Source organism: Gemmatimonadaceae bacterium (assembly GCA_036496605.1).
GTDB lineage: Bacteria > Gemmatimonadota > Gemmatimonadetes > Gemmatimonadales > Gemmatimonadaceae > AG2.
Genome location: DASXKV010000051.1, coordinates 34217 through 52564, shown reverse-complemented (window position 1 = coordinate 52564; position 18348 = coordinate 34217). Strand labels below are relative to the sequence as shown.

At 63.5% G+C, this 18348-nt stretch carries 17 protein-coding genes; 2 read left to right on the top strand and 15 right to left on the bottom strand.

The window, feature by feature from the left end:
• Positions 1-36 precede the first annotated feature (36 nt).
• From VGH98_20430 to VGH98_20410, 5 genes are all read right to left on the bottom strand, one after another.
• Positions 37-675: a hypothetical protein gene (locus tag VGH98_20430; GenBank protein ID HEY2378357.1), complete on the bottom strand. Its 639-nt coding sequence runs from the start codon at positions 673-675 to the stop codon at positions 37-39.
• 14 nt (positions 676-689) lie between these two features.
• The gene (locus VGH98_20425; protein ID HEY2378356.1) at positions 690-2279 is read right to left on the bottom strand and encodes a S41 family peptidase; all 1590 of its coding nucleotides are present in this window, start codon (positions 2277-2279) and stop codon (positions 690-692) included.
• Between the two features lie 56 nt (positions 2280-2335).
• Positions 2336-2674, bottom strand: coding sequence for a hypothetical protein (locus VGH98_20420; protein HEY2378355.1), 339 nt, complete (start codon positions 2672-2674; stop codon positions 2336-2338).
• Positions 2675-2844: 170 nt separating this feature from the next.
• Positions 2845-4086 (bottom strand): hypothetical protein, encoded by a 1242-nt coding sequence (locus tag VGH98_20415; protein HEY2378354.1) that lies wholly within the window; start codon positions 4084-4086, stop codon positions 2845-2847.
• Positions 4083-5336: a hypothetical protein gene (locus VGH98_20410; GenBank protein HEY2378353.1), complete on the bottom strand. Its 1254-nt coding sequence runs from the start codon at positions 5334-5336 to the stop codon at positions 4083-4085. The genes VGH98_20415 and VGH98_20410 overlap by 4 nt, the downstream gene beginning before the upstream one ends.
• A gap of 67 nt (positions 5337-5403) precedes the next feature.
• Between VGH98_20410 and VGH98_20405 the strand changes: the two genes are divergently transcribed.
• Positions 5404-6804: an MATE family efflux transporter gene (locus VGH98_20405; protein HEY2378352.1), complete on the top strand. Its 1401-nt coding sequence runs from the start codon at positions 5404-5406 to the stop codon at positions 6802-6804.
• Positions 6805-6817: 13 nt separating this feature from the next.
• On the opposite strand, the gene VGH98_20400 is transcribed toward VGH98_20405, so the two are convergent.
• Genes VGH98_20400 through VGH98_20390 form a run of 3 tightly spaced genes read right to left on the bottom strand, consistent with a single transcriptional unit; the run spans position 6818 to position 9796 of the window.
• Complete coding sequence (locus tag VGH98_20400) at positions 6818-7345, bottom strand: ATP-binding protein (protein HEY2378351.1); 528 nt, start codon at positions 7343-7345, stop codon at positions 6818-6820.
• Positions 7342-7926: a nicotinamide riboside transporter PnuC gene (pnuC, locus tag VGH98_20395; protein ID HEY2378350.1), complete on the bottom strand. Its 585-nt coding sequence runs from the start codon at positions 7924-7926 to the stop codon at positions 7342-7344. The genes VGH98_20400 and pnuC overlap by 4 nt, the downstream gene beginning before the upstream one ends.
• Before the next feature lie 49 nt (positions 7927-7975).
• On the bottom strand, positions 7976-9796 hold the full coding sequence (locus tag VGH98_20390; GenBank protein ID HEY2378349.1) for a chloride channel protein: 1821 nt from the start codon (positions 9794-9796) through the stop codon (positions 7976-7978).
• 97 nt (positions 9797-9893) lie between these two features.
• On the opposite strand from VGH98_20390, the gene VGH98_20385 reads away from it, so the two are divergent.
• Complete coding sequence (locus VGH98_20385; protein HEY2378348.1) at positions 9894-10889, top strand: L-threonylcarbamoyladenylate synthase; 996 nt, start codon at positions 9894-9896, stop codon at positions 10887-10889.
• Here VGH98_20385 and VGH98_20380 read toward each other — a convergent pair.
• From VGH98_20380 to VGH98_20350, 7 genes are all read right to left on the bottom strand, one after another.
• Positions 10869-14561 carry a M1 family aminopeptidase gene (locus tag VGH98_20380; protein HEY2378347.1) on the bottom strand — a complete coding sequence of 1231 codons (3693 nt, stop codon included), beginning with the start codon at positions 14559-14561 and terminating at the stop codon, positions 10869-10871. The two genes, VGH98_20385 and VGH98_20380, sit on opposite strands and share 21 nt — an antisense overlap.
• Positions 14561-15508, bottom strand: coding sequence for an ABC transporter ATP-binding protein (locus VGH98_20375; GenBank protein ID HEY2378346.1), 948 nt, complete (start codon positions 15506-15508; stop codon positions 14561-14563). Before VGH98_20375 ends, VGH98_20380 begins: the two co-directional genes overlap by 1 nt.
• Before the next feature lie 4 nt (positions 15509-15512).
• Positions 15513-16607, bottom strand: a complete 1095-nt coding sequence (locus VGH98_20370) for a porin (GenBank protein ID HEY2378345.1) — start codon at positions 16605-16607, stop codon at positions 15513-15515.
• Positions 16608-16691: 84 nt separating this feature from the next.
• Positions 16692-16913, bottom strand: a complete 222-nt coding sequence (gene infA / locus VGH98_20365; protein ID HEY2378344.1) for a translation initiation factor IF-1 — start codon at positions 16911-16913, stop codon at positions 16692-16694.
• A 31-nt stretch (positions 16914-16944) separates the two neighbouring features.
• Positions 16945-17136, bottom strand: a complete 192-nt coding sequence (gene rpsU / locus VGH98_20360; GenBank protein HEY2378343.1) for a 30S ribosomal protein S21 — start codon at positions 17134-17136, stop codon at positions 16945-16947.
• Between the two features lie 123 nt (positions 17137-17259).
• Complete coding sequence (locus VGH98_20355; GenBank protein ID HEY2378342.1) at positions 17260-17472, bottom strand: cold-shock protein; 213 nt, start codon at positions 17470-17472, stop codon at positions 17260-17262.
• A gap of 363 nt (positions 17473-17835) precedes the next feature.
• A complete protein-coding gene (locus VGH98_20350) occupies positions 17836-18291 on the bottom strand; it encodes a YMGG-like glycine zipper-containing protein (GenBank protein ID HEY2378341.1) in 456 nt (151 codons plus the stop codon).
• Between the last annotated feature and the right edge of the window lie 57 nt (positions 18292-18348).

The window sequence follows — 18348 nt, the reverse complement described above, 5'->3', positions numbered from 1 at the left end:
TTGCGATCACGGCGCGTGCCGCGCCGGGGCAAACCGTCAGCGCTGCGCCTTCGGTATCACCAGCTTCTCCGCTGTGTGCGTAGCGGAAAAGCGCGCGACTTTCGTGTAGGTGAGCCCGATCTTCTTCGCTTCCGCAAAGATTTCTAAATCTCGCAACCCCGACGTACCTTTCGGATGCACGACCCAAATCGCTCCGTCGCGCGCCATTGCCGTCGCTGCTTTCGACAAGCGCGCGAGCGCGGCCGCGGTCTCCGCGCCAAGGAATATCACATCCGACGATGGAGCGATGCGACCGACGATCACACGCGTCGCTCGCGCGCGGAGCAATTCCACGAAATCGTCATCGTCGAGCGCGATGACGGAGACCGTGTGATGCCCCTTCACGTCGAGCTTATCGATGAGCGATTTCGGCGAGCGAATACGCTCTGCCCACTTTGCGGATTGTCTGCCGAGACGAAACGTCGCGTCGCCACCGCTGAAGCGGACGTGTAACGCGTCGTCGTCGTCGCTCACTCCGCGAATCGATGACAGCGGAATCGCGAGACGAAAGCCGCGCGCTGCTTTTCCGCGTCCCGTTCCGTCGCCGCGGAAAAGCAGGTCATCAGTCTCGAGCAGCGCTTTGCCCTCGTGTGTCGCGCCGTCGAGGCGAAGCTCACAACGAGCTTCGAGGCCCATGGATGCCTCGTCCGCTATTGCCTCGAAGCGAGCCCGGCGTGCGCCACGGTGAAGAGATCGTGCTGCGACGCAGCCTTCTCGAGCAGATCCATCGCCGTCGAGAGCTGTCGGTCCGTCTTCCGCTCGCGCTCCTTCGCGGCCGCGTCGCCGAACGCCAAACGCGCCACGCGCTGTTCGAGCTCGCGAGTGAAGAGATGCGTCGCCGCGGACTCGAAGCGCGGTTCGATCGTGACACCACGCGCGGCGAGCCGGCGCGTGAGCTCCGTCGTCCATTGCGGAGTCACGACGAAATCACGCTTCACATCTTTCTTGAGCTCGAACGCATAGCTGTCGAGCGCGCTGCGCACGATCTGTCCCTTCGCCGCGATCGAGCGCAGGAACTGCTGCTCCAACGTCGACAGCGTGTCATCGGCGACGACCAGGTCAGGCGTGATGCCACCGCCACCATAGACAGTGCGACCAGCGTCGGACTTGAATGGCGGCCGCGACTTGCGAGCGGAATCCGTCTCGAGCGAATCGGGATGTGTCTCGACAAATCGTCCATCCGGCAGCAGTTGCCGATCGCGATGAATAGAGCGACCACTCGGCGTGTACCACTTGCCCGTCGTCATCTTCAGGAAGTAGCCGCCGTCCAGCGGAAAGACCGACTGCACCAGGCCCTTGCCGAAGCTCGTCGTTCCGACGATGAGCGCACGGTCGTGATCCTGCAGCGCGCCGGCAACGATCTCCGTCGCCGACGCAGACGATCCGTCGACGAGCACAACGAGCGGGATGTTCGTGGCGAGATGCGGACCGCGAGCGCGCGCGACTTCTGTCGGCGCATTGCGCGCGCGGACGCTCACGATCTCTTGCCCTTCCTTCAAGAACAGTCCACTCACTGCGAGCGCTTGATCGACGATGCCACCGCCATTGTCGCGCATGTCGAGCACGACTCCCTTCGCGCCGTCCTGCTCGAGCTTCTCGACTGCGGCTGCGACTTCTTCGGCCGCGTTCTCGTTGAAAGCCTGGAGTGGGATGTAGCCGACCTGCCGATCAAAGAGGCCCGTGTACGCCACAGCAGGGACGTGCACCACGGCGCGCGTGAAACGCAGCTTGATTGGCTCCGTCACGCCCGGACGGGAATACGAGACGGACACCTGCGAACCTGGTGTGCCGCGAAGCTTCTCGGAAACCTTATCGATCTCCCATCCCTGCGTCGAAGTGCCGTCGATCGCCGTGATTCGATCGCCCTCCTGAACGCCTGCTTCCTCGGCTGGCGTATTCGGGAAAACGCGCCCAACGACGACGCCGACGCCGGTCTGCTGCTCGAGCAGCATGCCGGTGCCGCCGTAGCGGCCGTTGGTGCCCCGATTGAACGAGTCGCTTTCCTTCGGTGTGAGCAGCTCGCTGTATGGATCGTTGAGCTCCTTCACCATTCCTCGCGCCGCCTTCTCGAAGACCTGACTGTCTTTGAGCGAATCGACGTACCGGGTCTCGATCAGCGAGCGTACCTGGTCGAAGAGATGCGCGCTCGATCGCGTCGATGGCTCTTGGAGCAGAAAGCCACCTGCAACGATCGGAACCAGGAGCAGCGTCGCAACCGCCGCTGTTCTCATTCGGGACATCGGTATGGGGGGGGGAGGGGTTGAGAACGAAGCGGCTCGGCCGCCGATGTTACAACTCAGGAGTTCGGGGCTGTGGTGGCCGTGCGCTGTACCAGCTGCGAGCACGGATGTCGAGCACGGCTCGCCGATGCATGTGCGTCGTCGCTTCCGGCAGGCATGGTCACGCGCTCGTTGGCGTAGAGCACGCGACCATTCTTGCTGCGTACGGCGATACGGCGTGGCGTGAGAATATCGGGAGTTTGAATTGGCTGTCCCTCATCTACCGCCGGAGGTACCGGAACGATCCCTCCATAGCCGTACACATGGCGCGTCGAGTCTGTTGGGATACTGGTGCCAACGACCACCAGGAAGCCGAAGGCGCTGACGCGCGAAAGGACTCGGGTCGACAAAAACATGGCCACGCTCCTCAGAGGCGAATACAACTCGCCGGCTCGCTCAAATTATGATCCGGCCCGCGCCTTTGCAACGCGCAGACGCGGCGTCTACACCCTTGGTGCATTGGGATTTACGGATCGCTAACATGCCCGTCTCCCGTTGGCGCGACCAGACGTACGGCTCGTCACGGCTATCGGACCGTCTGCAACTTCCAGAGACCGTTCAACATGTCCGAGGCGTAGAGTGCCCCTCCCGAAAGCTGGACGCCCCAGACATAGACCGCGGGGGTCCCCCCACCAAGGCCCCGTCCAACCTCCCGTCCCATGGCGCCGAGATCGCAGCGTGTGATTGACCCAGTGCTGACCTGCTGGCTCGGGGTGCAGGTCTCGAGGTCCCCGCGGACGTTCAGGGCACGGACACCGGCGTTGTAGTACGCCGCGTAGAGGATCCCGTTCGTTTCATCGACGGAAAAATTGTGCGTGCCCCCGCCAGCCACGTGGTAGAACGCTACCTCGCGCGGGTGTGCGAGATCGGAGACGTCGAGGACGTGAATGTCACCGGCGGAGCTGACGCCGATCTGCGCGGGCCCGGACTCCTGGCCGACGAACGCATAACGAGATCCACTCACGGGGTCGTGCAGCCACCAGATATTGTGAGCGTCGCCGCCTATCGTTGCGACACCTCCCATGACGACGGGCGCGCTCGGCGTTCCGCCCTGTCCACCGCCGCCGAGGTCCCAGATCTCGATGCCCGCGTTCCACAGCGCGACAAAGAGCAACCCATCGCGGAGAAACGTGTCGTGCACGAAGGGCGCGGTATTCGGGACAGACTTTACGTACACCTGACGCGGATTCGCCGGATCGCCGAGATCGACGATCACGACCTTCGATTCCGGCGTCGGTGCACCGCTGAGCGGGTCGACGGCGAGAATCGCATAGAGATGTCCACCGACGCGCCCAACCTCGGCCGTGTGCACGCCGTTGTAGGTCTCCGCCGTGGCGAGGCGCGAGAGCTGCACTGGGCGCCGCGGATTCGTGAGGTCGAAGACGACGAGGGATCCGTTATTCCGCTCGGTGGCGACGATGAGGAGCTTCCCGTCGTCGCTGACGGCGATATCGCCCAACGTCGACGCGCCGCTCACGATCGCCGAGTCGACGAGAATCGGCTCGGCGCCTTTCACGTCCCAGATCGCAATCAGGTCGCCGGGTGCCGTCCGGAATCCCCAGGTGGTCGTGTAGGCCGTGCTATCACGAACCGCCACTTCCGCCGTGAAGCGATTGGCGATCACACCGCATCCGATGACGCCCAGCGTTTGCGTGCCTAACGACGTGCTATCGTTCAGCGCGCACGAGGCGTGCACGGGAGGCGACGTGCTGCGATCGAGACAGGCAGTCGCGAGAATGAGCGGGAGAAAACGAAATCCGCGGTTCATGAAAAACAGCGACGGAGTCGACCGTGATCGTGCGCCTCGTGGGGGCCGGCGCTCATCGGATGGGCGGCGACGCCGTACCGCCCGACGCGTTCGTGCATGTGTCCGAGCCCGAGTCGAAGACCAAGCGACAGCCGCCACATGAGGTTCGTTCCATAAAAGCTCACGGGATCGAACACCGCGGCCGTCGTGCGGTCGGCGGTAATGCGAGCCACCTCGACGAACGGTGCGACTTGAGAAGCGGCAATCGTCACCGCGGGAAGTGCGATCGCCGCCGACACGGTCGTCCACTGCGTGACACCGAGTATACTTGCGTCGGTCGCCGGACGGGCCGAGCGAAAGAGATCGAGAAGTCGTTCTTCTTCAGGCCGATCACTGCGCTCCCAGCGCGCGGCAACGCCGAGCTCGTTCCGGCAAATCGCGGCTTCGGCAAGGACAGCGTCAAAGGAGTACAGCGCCCGCCCGCGATCGACGTCGGTGGTGCGCGCGGCTTCGACCAGCGCATAACGAGTGAAAGGACCCGCAGCCCCGTCGAGGCGGAGATCGACGTGTGCCTTCCGCTGGTCGAGTCCCTGCCCCTCGCGAAATTCAGGCGATTTCACCCCTGCATAGCTTGCCGCCAACTCGAGGCGACCGAGCAGTGACGATGCACTTTCGCCGGCGAGCGTTCCGCGCAGTGCCCAGGAATCGCCGAAGCGCCGCGCAAGCGGCAGCGTGGAGGAATCGAGCGGCTCGTCCCCGTTGAAGGTCGCAGCTTCGAGCACGAGTGGCCCGCCTCGTAATGCACCCACCACCATGAGCCGCTCGAGAATCTGCGCCAGATGGTGATCGACGGGATACGACACGAAGGGTCGCGTCATCGGATCGTCGCTGCCAAATGGCACGAACCCGCGACCCGCATAGAGCGAACCGGCGACGATACCGTGCGTCGAGTGAACGCCAGCCATGAGCTCATGCACGTACGCGTGCGGATGACGACGATCCACGTAGCCTTCGCCCCACGCGCCGAGATCGAGCTCGCCGCGCCTGAGCGTGAGCCCCTCGAGATTGAGGATGCCCAGCGCCTCGAACCAGGAAGCTCTCCAGTCGGCGCTCAGCATCGGCTGTGTGAGGTACGCTTCGGTGATCGTGCGACCCTGCGGAGTACCCGTGGCGTGGGTCGCGAGAAGGATCCCGCTCGCACCGGCAATCAAGCCCGTCGCTTGAGCGGAAACCGAGCACGCAATGCCGGTGACGCAGAATGTCGTCACCATTACCGAGCAGAATGCTCGAGAAAGCCTCACAGGTCCGCTTGGGTCTCGGTCATGTCAGATTACGACGATGACGCACGCCACGCGTGACGACGAACGGCGCGATTCGGTCGCCGATGCGCCTCTCCATGAGATGGGCGAGAGCGAGCTGCACGCGACGATTCGTCTCGCGCTCCCGGTAGTGCTCGTGCAGATCGGATTGATGTTCATGGGCGTAGTGGACACAGTAATGGTTGGCCATGTGTCGGCGAGTGTACTGGCAGCGGTCGCGCTCGGGAATCTGTATGTGTTCAACGCGATCGTGCTCGCAAACGGGACTTTGATGGCCCTCGACCCGATAGTCGCGCAGGCGGTCGGGGCGGGCGATATGGAGTCGGTGAGCCGCGCCATGCAACGTGGGTTGTTGATTGCCGTCGGACTGTCCTTGTTCACTGCACTCCTGCTCCTACCGGCGCATGCTGTACTCGTGCTGACGCGGCAGCAGCCCGAAATCATCCCGGATACGACGTCATACATCCGCATCTCGATTCCGGGCGTCCTCCCGTTTCTGCTGTTTGTCGTGTTTCGACAGACGTTGCAGTCGCTGCATCGCGTGGCGCCAATTGTCTGGGCAATCGTCGGCGCGAATCTGGCGAACGCGGGCCTCAATTGGGTTTTCGTGTACGGCCATCTCGGTAGCCCGGCGCTCGGCGCGTCGGGGAGCTCGATGGCGACACTGGTGAGCCGCTGGCTCATGGCGATTGCGCTCCTCGCATTCGCGTGGCCGACCTTGCGCTCGCATCTTACACCGATGCGACGCGAGGCCTGGGATCTCGTGCCGATCGTCCGCATCCTTCGTCTCGGCGTACCGATCGGGCTCCAGATGCTGCTCGAGTCGGGAGCGTTCGGTGCGATCGGTCTGATGATGGGCATGCTCGGCACGACCGAGATGGCGGGTCATCAGATCGCGATCACGCTCGCCGCACTGACGTTCATGGTCCCGTTAGGCGTCGGCGCTGCCGCGGCCGTTCGGGTTGGACGCGCTGTCGGCGCGCGTGACCAGGCCCGGGCGAAGCTCGCGGCGCGCGCGGCCTATGTGTGCGGCCTGGGGTTCATGTCGCTCACGGCGCTCGGTTTTCTGTTGGCGCCGCAGTTGCTGGCCAAGCTCTTTACGGGCGACGCCGGCGTCGTCGCAATCGCGGGTCTGCTGATTCCAGTCGCGGGCGTATTCCAGATCTTCGACGGCGCTCAAGCCGTGGGAGCGGGCGTCCTGCGCGGCCTGGGCGACACACGCGCACCGCTCATCGGCATGATCGCGGGATATTGGCTCATTGGACTACCAGTGAGCTTGTTCCTGGGTTTTCACACGCCGCTGCGCGCCGCGGGATTATGGTGGGGGTTCGTAGCCTCGCTCAGTGTCGTCGCGCTGTTCCTCGCGCTGCGGATTCGGGTTCTGTTCCGGAAAGAGATTCTGCGCATAGCGATCGAGTGACAGACTGACAGCCTCAATCGTTTAGCAGATCATCAATCGCCGAGCGTGCCTGCTCGAATCGCTCGTCTCGATTGCCGTGTACCCGAACGAACGGTGCGCCGGACCGCTCGACCGCCTCGCGAAAGACTGCCTGCATCTCGTTGCGCAGTTGGCCGCGATCGCGTTGGGCGTCGGCGGTCCAGGGAATATCGATATCGAGCAGCAGATAGAGATCGGGCCGGCGCGCGGTCGCGGCCTCCGTGATCCAGACGGGACACTTGCCGTAGTAATGCGCGCAATAGATCGCTGTGCTGAGGAGATCCGTGTCCTGAATCAGCAGCGGTGCGTTTCGCTCGTTCGAGCGGACGCGGTACTCGTCCTCGAGCGCAATCTGGCCGTGAGCGATCGGCGCATGGTCGCCGAAGACGAGCGCGCCTTCCTTCCGGTCCGCATAGTCGCGGACGAACTCGGGCACCCACTCGGCGTCGTAATGCTCGGCGAGCTGCCTGGCGAGCGTCGTTTTGCCTGTCGATTCCGAACCGATGAGGACGACGCGCTTCACGCAGGAGACGGTTCGGCGACCACGTTCTCGCGGTAGCTGCGCCACCAGGAGCGGAGCCCGATCACGGCGAGCCCGAGGAAGATCGCGTAGAGCGCCCCCGTGACAGGCAGCTTCTTGTACACGTACATCGGCACGTAGACGATATCGGCGATGATCCAGAGCACCCAATTCTCGAGGATCTTTCGCGTCATCATCCACTGAGCGACGAGACTGATCGTCGCCAGGCCGGCGTCGATTGACGGCAGCGCAACTCCGGGTAGCGTCGCGGTGTACCGTGCGAGGACAGCCCAGAACACGAGCGCGATCGGCGTCACGATGAGCCATTCGCGCGCCGACGCACGTGAGACGGTGAGCTGTGTCCGATCCTTGCCGCCATACAACCACTCGTACCAGCCGTAAATTGAGAGCACGAGGTAGACGACCTGCAGTCCCATGTCGGAGTACAGACCCGTGCGCCGGAACACGATGACGTACAGGCCGACGTTGACGATGGCCGTCGGCCAGCTCCAAATATTCTCGCGCGCGCTGAGATAGACGCTCACAGCGCCGGCGAGCGCGGCAATCCATTCGAGAGTGCTCACCAGCGAAAGCTACGCGATGCGGGCGTGTTGCGGGGGAGACGCTGCCGGATCACGCCACACTTCGACTCCCACTGTCTTCCTCACCGCCTTCGTTCGACGAAGAACCCGCAACCGACCGCTCGTAGGCAGCGAGGACGTGATGGCGGCTGAGCAGACCGAGGACGCGGCCGGCCGCCGCATCGAGCACGGGCAACGCGCTCACCCCCCGCACGCCCATCCGCCGGGTGGCATCGAGGAGCGTCTCGTTAGGCGTTACCGTCTCGGTCGCGCGGGCGAGATCGATGGCGAGTACCAGGGGCGTGAGATTGCCGTAGTCCTTGGCGACGCGGCCCAGATCGGCGAGATCGATGACCCCGCAAAGCCGATGGTCGTCATCGACGACCGGGAAAACCAGCTGATCGGCGTGCCCGAGATGCTCGAGTAACTGACCGACGCCATCGTGCTCGCGAATGACGCGGGCGCCATCGTCGTAGGCGTCGCGAACGTGCAGGCTCACGAGTGCGGTCTCGTCGGCCCCGTGCTCGATGCGCTCGCCGCGCCGCCGCAACCAACCGCTATAGAGTGAGTCTGGCTCGAGCCGATGGGCGACGAGATACGAGATCACCGTCGCGAGCATGAGCGGGAGCACGAGCGCGTAGTCGTTCGTCATCTCGAACACGAGCAGGATGCCCGTGATCGGCGCGTGCGTCGACGCCGCGACAAGCGCACCCATGCCGACGATCGCGTATGCCTCGGGGCGAATCGCCACGTTAGGCAGAAGCTGCGCGAGCGCGACGCCGAAAGCGCCGCCCGTCGCCGCGCCGACATACAGCGAGGGCGTGAACAAGCCGCCTGAGCCGCCACTGTTGAGCGTGATCGACGTCGCGAGGATCGAGCCGAGTGCCAAAAGACCCAATGCGTACCACGGCATGCGGCCAAAGACCTCGAGGTGCACCGCGAGGTGTCCGTAGCCGACGAGCAGCCCGCGCGAGAACACGACGAGCACGCCCACGAGAGCTCCGCCGAGCCATGGAATCAGCCAGCGAGGGAGTGAAATTCGCTTGACGAGCGACTCGACGCCGAAGAAAACACGGACGAAGAGGGCCGCGACTCCACCGGTCACTACACCGAGAAGAGGAAAAAAGACGAAGACCTCGCGCGTGAGACCGTAGCTGTACTCTACTGGAATGGGAAACGCAGGATGGTTTCCGAAAACGGCGCGTGAGATCACCGCCGCAATGACGCTCGCCACGACGACGGGTGGGAACGCCGTCACCGCGAGCGAACCGAGGATCTCCTCGAGCGCGAAGAACGCGCCGGCAATTGGCGCGTTGAAGGCCGCGGAGATCGCCGCCCCCGCCCCGGCGCCGACGAGCACGCGCATGCGATCTTGACTGAAGCCGAATGTCCGGCCGCATAACGAGCCGATCGCGCTGCCGAAGACGACGACAGGTCCTTCACTGCCCGCGGAGCCACCGGCGCCAATGGTAATCGCGCTCGCCACCGTGCGGGCGAGCGCTGGCCGCGGCGGGATGGTCCCACCTCGACGGACCACCGCCAATTGCACGTCGGGCACGTTCATGCCGTCATGACCACGCCCGACGTAGCGCATGAACCACCACGCCAGAGCAAAGCCTGCCGCCGTGATGACCGGCCGATAGGCAAAGACAGCGAGCTTGGGCACGATCTCGCCGGGTAGACGATAGAAGAGAGCGAACGCGAGGTCGATCGACTTGTAGAAACCGACAACGCCCATCGCGCTGAGCACGCCGATGGCAAGCGAGAACGCGATGAGGATGGCGTTCTCGCTCAGCTCCAGGCCGTTGAACCAGTTGACGATCCCACGCCACGCGTCGCGTGCGTTGGCGCGCCCTAAAGGCTGCGACTTCATGGAAGCCAATATAGGGGCTAGAGCTTAGGGGCTAGAGCTTAGACGGTAGAGCTTGGGGGCTACGGGCTCGGGATGGACCCTGGTATCCTCATCGCCTATGCGAGTCATCCGAGTCGATCCCGATTCACCGGAGCCATCAGCGATCGATCAAGCCGCCGAGATCCTTCGTCGAGGCGGGCTGGTCGCATTTCCGACGGAAACGGTGTACGGCCTCGGCGCGAACGCGCTCGATGCGGCCGCAGTAGAACGCATCTATTCGGCCAAAGGCCGACCGTCGTTCAATCCGCTGATCGTCCACATTCCCAACAAAGCGGCGGCGCGTGATTTGGCGTCCCGGTGGCCGGAGCGCGCGTCGCTGGTCGCGAACGCATTCTGGCCGGGACCGGTGACGATCGTCGTGCCGAAGCGACCGATCGTGCCCGACAACGTCACGGCCGGCCTCGACTCGGTGGCGCTGCGCGTGCCGGCGAACCGCGTAGCGCTCGCACTGCTCGTCGTCTCTGGCCTTCCACTCGCGGCGCCGAGTGCGAACCAGTCAACGGAGCTGTCGCCGACGACGGCGCGTCACGTCGAGCGCTCCCTCGGCGATCGTGTCGACCTGATTCTCGACGGTGGTCCGACCAGCGTTGGCATCGAGTCGACGGTGCTCGATCTTCGCGGGCCTCGAGCAGCCATCCTTCGCCCAGGCGTCGTCGGGCGCCGCGAACTGGAGCCGCTGGTCGGGCCGATTGCCGCGCCTAACGACCTGGAAGGCGAGGGAGCGCGGCCATCGCCCGGAATGATGGAGCGTCACTACGCTCCGCGCGCCCGACTCGTTCTCTTCGATCGGGAGGATGCGCATCACATCTTCGAGCAGGTACGTGCGTTGGCCGCCGAAAGCAGCCGCGTCGGGATGCTGCTTCGCAGCCTCGAGAACGACGGCGCGTGGGAGGTCGTACGCATGCCCGACGACTCGGCTCGTTATGCGCAGCGCTTGTACGCCGCGCTGCACGAGCTCGACGAGCTTGGGTGCCGGGTGATCTATGTCGAGCGCGTGCCTAACGCGGCAGAGTGGGCCGGTGTACGCGACCGGCTAGAGAGGGCCTCTCGATGACTTCGGCGCCCTTGGCTTCGTCCGGTTCTGGACTCCGATCGTATTCTCGGTCGTCAGGCGGCTGATCAGCTTGTGCAGCGGGTCGATGCCGGCACGCGACGGCAGTCGTGGCACGGTGAGCACGAGGTGCTGCTCGCCATCGTGTATCAGCTGCTTCGCGAGATAGATCGAGACGCCATCCTTGTCGGGACTCTTCTGGCCGCGCGCGGGACGCGTGTAGACGCCAATGTCCACCCAATCGCGCATCGGGATCGGCGTCTCGGCGCCGAGGCTGTCCGCGCGCAGCTTTTTGGAACTGAGATACAGGTCCAGGCGATACTCTCCCTGAGATGCGTCCGTTGCGATCGCCGAGTCGGCCTTGAGCTCGAACAGCGTGATCGTCTCGAACATGTCCTTGATCAGGTACCTGAGCGAGTCGGGCGTGGCGGCGCGCAGTGAATCCACGAGCTCGAGCGACGTTGGATACGGCGGTCCGCGGAATTTCTCGGCGTTGAGAAAGCCGCGGATGGCCGCGTTCATTCGATCCTCGCCGATGTAGTCCCGTAACGCGTACATCACGAGCGAGCCCTTGTTGTAGTGGATGTACGGCTGGTTCTCGTTCAGCTCGATCGGCATCTCGCGCTTTCGTTCGGTGCTCCGGCCGATGAGATAGCGATCGAGCTCGTATTCGAGGAAGCGGCGCATCGCCGCCGCGCCGAACTCCTTCTCCATGACCATCAGCGCCGAATACTGCGCGAGCGTCTCCGAGAGCATCGTCGAGCCCTGCGCATCCGCACCGATGACCTGGTGCGCCCACCATTGGTGCGCCACTTCATGCGCGGTGACGTAGAACGGATAGTCGATGTCGTCTGGACCTTCGACTCGCGCAATGAACCCGATGCTTTCAGAGTACGGGATCGTATTGGGGAGAGATTGAGCGAACGAAGCGTAGCGCGGGAACTCGACGATGCGGACTTGATGATATTGGTATGGTCCGAAGTTCTCCGTGTAATAGTCGAGCGACTTCTTCACGGCATCGATCATCCGCCTCACGTTCCACGTGTGGCTCGGATGATAGTAGACCGCGATGTCGACGACGCGGCCGTCGGGCGCCTTCCACGTATCCTTCGCGGTTACATAACGAGCCGACTGGAACGCCCACAGGTCGAGAATGGGCGAGTCCATCTTGTAGTGGAAGTAACGACGGCCGTTCTCCGTCCATTCGCGCCGGAGGTAGCCCGATGTAATCGCAATCTGATCGGGCGCGGTGCTCACCGTGGCGTCGTAATCGAGCCAGTCGGCGTCGTGGCTGATGTAGTTGTTCGCGCGCGCCGTCGAATCCGTCGGCGGCTTCATGCGCGGAACGGGTTTGAGCTTTTCTTTCTTGCGATCGTCGTCGTCGGACAGCTCCAGGCGCGGATTGTAGCCGATGCTGGGCATGAAGGCGCCGTTCTCGACGAAGGTCCCGTTCGAGGCGAGCTCCGTGTTGTCGACGGTGTTCCCGAAGCCGCGCGTTCGGCGCGCGAGATCGAAGTTCAGAACGAGCGAATCGCCCGGGGCGAGCGGCGTGTCGAGCTTGTGCAGGTAATACTCGTGCGCGCTGTCGGCGAGGACGTTGTGCGCGGGACGATCGAACGCGAGCGTGTTGACCTTCAGGTCACGATCGAGACGGAGCTGGATCGTGTCGATCGCGACCTTCGTCTTGTTGCGGAGCACGTAGTGCCCTCGTGCGCGCATGTCACCGCGCTCGGGAACGAGGTCGACCTGAATCTGGACGGCGGTAATGCGTGGCTGCGGCGCGTGCTCGTAGCGCTTGTACAGTCGCTCGTACTCGGCGCGGAGATGGCGTCGCTGGTTGCTCGTCGTGAAGCGATTCAGGATGTCGGTGTTATAAAACAGGAAACCGCCAAGACCGATGAACGACAAGCTGGCGAAAGCGGCGATACCGCGCGCGGGCCGGCCGAAACGAACGCGCGCGAGATGCGCGCGCCAGCGCGCGTGCGTCTCCTCGCCACGCACCCAGAGCAAATTGGTGAGTACGGCCAGGAGTATGCCGAATGCTCCCCAGTACAATTTCCAGTAGATGAACGGATGTGCGAACGGGCCCCACCGGTTCATATCCGAGTACTGCAGTCCGCCGTCGCCACCGTACTGGTACAGGTTCCGCTCGAGGCCGAGCTGACCCGGCAGCAGCGGCAGGCCGATGAACACCACGAAGATGATCAGGTGCCCGATGTACTTGTGATCGACGATGACGTGAATCGCCATCGCAAGCAGAGCGAGCAACACGAGATCGATGAGGCGGAAGCCGAACAGCGCCTGCACGTAGAGACCAATCTCGAAGCGCGTGTAGCCCTTGGCGGCTTGCGTCGCGATGCCCGTCAGCATGATGACGCCGAGCAATAGCGCAAGCACCGCGACGAGCGCGGTGAACTTTGCCAGAAACGCTGTCGCGTTAGGCAACGGCGTCGCGTCGGTGATCTGCCCCATCTTCACGTCGCGTTCCGCCCAGACCAGCTCTCCGGAGTAGAACGCGATGATGACGAGGATGAAGAGCCCGAACTGACCGTTCAGGATCTCGATCATCTGATACGTCACGGGCCACGTGACCGTACCGAAGAGCTTTCCGACTTGTTGCGCGACAAAGACGATGTAGAGAACGCCGGCGCCGACGATCGCGTAGAAATAAATGTTCCGGACGATCCGCCAAAACGAGCGCGTGGTGAGCGACCAGTATTGATCGAGACGAGCGCGCACGTCGAAGCGCTGCGTGGCCGCTGGAAGCTCTACGGTCCGAACAGGCTCGGGGACCGGTGGAATCGGCTCCGTAGTCGGAGTCGTCGGCTCGAGATCGACTTTCGGATCGGACGCCGCATATGAAAATCGGAAGCGCGCGTAGGCGAGCGCAAAGACCGCCAGGCCGAACGCAATCCAGATGATTCGGTTCGACGCCAGCACACCCGACAACGACACGTAGCGAGCGTTCTTGTCCGCGATCGACCAGTATTCCGTGAGGACTTGCGTCGCGCGCAAGCCAAATGGGTCGAGCAGCGCGCCCGTGTGTTTGTCGGTGAGGTCGTTGAGCAGCGAGCCGCCCATCAGATACCCCAGCAACAGCAGCACGCCGCCGACGTAGTTAGGCACCATCTGGCGCGTGATCGCCGGCAGCGCGAAGAAAATCGACGCCGTAAACAGCAGGTTCGGTAGCACGAGCGTGAGATACGGCGACAGGTACGCCCAGATATCGAACGGCCCAAACTTGTCCGGCTTCACCCAGGGCGACTTCGACGCGAGGATGAGCCCCGCGAGAATGCCCAGCAGAATGATGCCGTTGATCACGAGCGTGCCGATGAACCGGCCGCCGAGGAACGCGCGCTTGGAGATGGGCGTGCTGTAGACCAACGACTCCATGCGCGCGTCGTAATCGCGGTAGATCGAGTTCCCGGCCACGGCGGCGACGATCGACATGCCGCACAGCGCGATCGTCGGCATCAATGCCGCGATGGCGTACGGAGCATTCGCGAGCACCTTCCCGCCGCCACCGAACACGGCCGACGCTTCCTTGAAGGCGCCGCCGCTCAGCAGCATGAAGAGGAAGCCGATCAACGTGTAAATGCCGAAGTACACCCACGTCGAGATACGACGCAGGTAGTACGCGACCTCCCAGCGAAGGACGCCGAGGAATTGTGACATCAATTGCCTCCGGTGCGCGCTCCGAAAGCGGGCGCGGCGGCAGGCGCGTCAGCGGCAAATGGCTTCGCCTCGGGCGCGTGCGCAATGCGCATCGCCGCAAAATACACATCCTCCAAACCCGGCTCGGCCAGCTCGTAACCCGTGTCCGGGCGCGCATCGGCGAGAACACGGACGACGGTGCGGCCGGCGAGAAGCTTGGTCGAGAGCACGGCGAATCGCTCCTGCTGTCGCGCAAGCTCATCGCGCGCGACCACGCGCCGCCAGATCCGGCCTTGCAGTCGAGCCACGGCCGCTTGTGGGTCGTCCTCGAGACGAATGCGGCCGCGATCGATGATCGCGACGCGCGAGCACAGCTCGCTCACGTCGTCGACGATGTGCGTCGAGAGAATTACGATGCTGTTCTGTCCAAGCTCGGCGAGCAGATTCAGAAAGCGAACGCGCTCCTCGGGATCGAGTCCCGCGGTCGGCTCGTCGACGATGATCAGGCGAGGATCACCGAGCAGCGCAACCGCGATGCCGAATCGCTGCCGCATCCCGCCGGAAAACCCGCCGAGCTGTTTTGCACGATCTCGCTGCAGATTCGTCTGCTCGAGGAGCGCGGTCACGAGACGACGGCGCTCGGTGCGATTGGCGATGCCCTTCAACACCGCGAAGTGATCGAGCAAATCCTCCGCCGTGACTTTGGGGTAAACGCCGAACTCCTGCGGTAAGTAGCCCAGGGTGCGCCGGACCGCCTCCTTGTCGCGCAGCACGTCGATGTCCCCGAGCTGTACGCGTCCCGTATCCGGCTCCTGCAACGTCGCGATGATGCGCATCAGCGTCGACTTTCCCGCGCCGTTAGGTCCGAGCAGACCGAACATGCCGGGCGCGATGTCGAGCGACACGGCGTCCAGCGCACGCGTGCCGTTCGGATACGTCTTGGACAGATTCTCAATGCGAAGCTGCATACGCTTACCAGACCACCTGGAGGCCGACGAGCAACATGGTACTCGACGGCGTTTTTCCACTCGGAAAGGTGGAGCGAACGACGTTGGCCGCAAGGCGCGTTGCGCCGCCCTCGATGAAGTAGCTCGCGCCACCGACGATCTCACGTTCGGCCGCGTCGGCCGGACCGCTCTCGTTATGCAGATCGGGATCCCAGGAGTCCCAGCGGCCAACGAGTTCGATGTCGGGTGTCGGCCGGATGGCACCGAGCCCATAATATCCCAGGCGACGGAGCGAACCGTCCCGCGCTCCCATGACCTCGGAGCGAAGTGTGAGCCAGCGATTTCGAAACTGCGCCTCGCCGCCGGCGCGCTCATGACGCTGCTGTGGTGTTCCGCCCTCGGTCCCACCCGACGCGCCGAGTTGCAGCGCGGACAGAAATGGCAGGTGAAAGGCAACGCGACCGATCGTCGCTTTCTGATCGTTCTGATCGGTGCTGTTCTGGCTATCACCGAATTCGTTGAAGACGCCGATCTGATAGTCGACGAATCCATAGGCGACGCTGCCGCGCGCTTCGGCGCCGATGTCGCGTACGTCGCTGATGCCGCCTCCCCGGGTGCGCTCGGCGATGAACATGGTGCGCTCGATTGTCTCGATCTGCGCCGCCGCCGTGACACCTTCGTACGAGAGCGGAATGATCTGCTGGCCAACGTCGACGCGGAAATCGGGAAGAACGGAAACGCTGATCGACGCTTCCTGCAGAATGCGTGAACGCTGATCGATGCTCGCGTCTTTCAACGCCGAGGAATCGCCGACGACGGTCGTCGTCTTGTTCAGGTTGAGCACCTTCGCACCGTCGAGCGAGATATGCCAGCGCACGCGCGGCGAGATGATGCCGCTCAGCTTCACGTCCGCGCGCCGAATCCGATAGCTGTCGTGGCCGTTGGTGATGGTGTGGCCGTCGAGATACCACACCTGAAGTAACCCGTCTATTTGAACCGCCGGCGCTTGCGGCGCCGCGGCGTGCGATGAGTCGTGACTGGCTTTTGTACTGTCCTGGGCAGGGAGTCGCTGGGCAATCAGAGCCACGGCGACGAGCGCCTTGAGGCGGGAGGAGGGCATGTAGGTGCTCGGTACTAGGTGTCAGGTGCTAGTGAGTAGTGCACTTCACCCTAGCACCGAGCACCTCTCACATCAGCCCGTGCTTCACGTTTTGTGTCTGAAGATGATGCGTCCGCGACTGAGATCGTACGGCGAGACCTCGATGGTCACGCGATCTCCCTGAAGGACGCGAATCCGGAAGCGCCGCATGTTGCCGCCGAGGGTGGCGAGCACGGTATGGCCGTTCGTCAGCAATACACGAAATGTGGCATTCGGCAGCACCTCGGTGACCTGTCCCTCGAGTTGTATCGGCTCTTCCTTGGCCATGTCTCCTCGGCTCGCGGTTCAGCGCCGCAACTCAGCGCTCGCGCGATGCACTGCGCTGACGGCGGCGCGCGGCGGCGGCCTTGAGCTGCCGGGCTTCGCTGGGTTTTACATAGTGTCGCTTCTTGCGAAGGTCCTTGAGAATGCCCGACTTCGCGATGCGCCGCTTGAAGACCTTGAGGGCCCAATCCAAACGGTCGCCTTCTTCGATCTTGATCTCGATCATTTACTCTCCTCAGAAAAATGCCTCGGGGCCGCCCGAGGGGTCGGGCGGCCCCGAAAGCCGGTGCTCGCTCGCTTGCGCTCGCTCCTGCTTGTCTCGCGCAGCTCGCCGCAGCTCACGCCCTGCCTAGCGGGCGATCTTGACGACGTTCTCCGCCGCCGGACCCTTGGCGCCCTGTACGATGTCGAACTCCACTCGCTCACCTTCGGCGAGTGTCTTGAAGCCCTTGCCCTGAATTGCCGAGTGATGCACGAAGCAGTCCTTCTGTCCGTTTTCCGGAGTGATGAATCCGAAGCCCTTCGCGTCGTTGAACCACTTTACAACGCCGGTGGTACGCATTGCGTCCTACTCCCTGTAACATGTTGCGGTGATGTCGGAGTCCGGACGCGCCGTACGTACCCGACGAGATGACCAGCTCGCGGAGACCCCCGCGCGGCAAGCGAACAGATAAATGACGAGGGACCTGAGCGGATGTCTCCAGGTCCCTCTTGCAGCCTCTGGTAGCGCGCTGGTTACGCGCGTTTTTCGCTCGCCCCAAGCTAATCGACCTTAAACAAAGAGGAAAGTGCCGGTTTGCTGGCTGTCGGCTGGTGCCTGGTAGTTAGTGATTGGTCGTTGGCGATTGGCGGCAAGAAGGAAAGGCCAGCGAGACTGCTCGCTAGCCTTCCCCGCAACTACGAACCACCAGTCACCAACGAGGAGCTACGGCGTCTTTTTCTTCTTGACGTCGACGTTGTTGCCGATTACGCCGCCCAGAATGCCGCCCGCGGCGGCGCCGATGACGCCGCCTTTCACCTTATCGCGGCTCGTCGTGGCCCCAATGATCGCGCCCGCCGCCGCGCCGATGGCGGCGTCACGCTTCGTGTTCTTCTGAACGACCGTATGCGACGGAGCAGGCGCGCTGCTCACGGCGCCGCTCGACGACGTCGAGTGACGAGCCGGTGCGCTCGATCGCGTTGACGTGCCAGTCGTGGTACGCGACGTCGGTGAGGGCGCCGCGTACCCGCGCTCGGCCGCCGAAATACTATCCAGCGACCGCGCGGAATTTGCTTGATTTGCAAGATTCAAATCGTTTTGAAGCGCGTCGTTCTTGTCCTTGTGACATCCTGCGGCTGCCGTAACGAGCGCTGCGAGGATGATGATGGCCTTTGGTCTCATTGTTTTTCCCCCCTCCAAATGTCCACCCGCTAGGGGCACGGCCCGTGCCACAATACC